This is a genomic window from Desulfovibrio sp. OH1186_COT-070, from assembly GCF_003860215.1.
GTDB lineage: Bacteria > Desulfobacterota > Desulfovibrionia > Desulfovibrionales > Desulfovibrionaceae > Desulfovibrio.
Genome location: NZ_RQYH01000234.1, coordinates 1 through 347, shown reverse-complemented (window position 1 = coordinate 347; position 347 = coordinate 1). Strand labels below are relative to the sequence as shown.

Annotated in this window: 1 pseudogene; it reads right to left on the bottom strand. The window is 40.3% G+C overall.

What is annotated here, in order from left to right:
- Positions 1 to 347 (bottom strand): annotated as a pseudogene (locus EII23_RS12645) (DNA-directed RNA polymerase subunit beta); the annotation flags it as partial.

Sequence of the window (347 nt, the reverse complement as noted above, 5' to 3'; positions counted from 1 at the left end):
GGATATCACCTTCTTTAACTTCAGCACCGATACGGATAATACCCATTTCGTCAAGGTCTTTAAGAGCTTCTTCACCAACGTTTGGAATTTCGCGAGTGATTTCTTCAGGGCCTAACTTAGTATCACGTGTTTCTGATTCAAATTCTTCCAAGTGAACTGATGTGTAAACATCTTCTTTAACAAGACGTTCGCTCATGATAACGGCATCTTCATAGTTGTAACCATCCCATGTCATGTAGGCAACGATTGGGTTTTGACCAAGTGCCATTTCACCTTTTTCCATAGAAGGTCCGTCAGCAATGAAGTCACCTTTTTCAACAATATCACCAACTTTAACAAGTGTACGT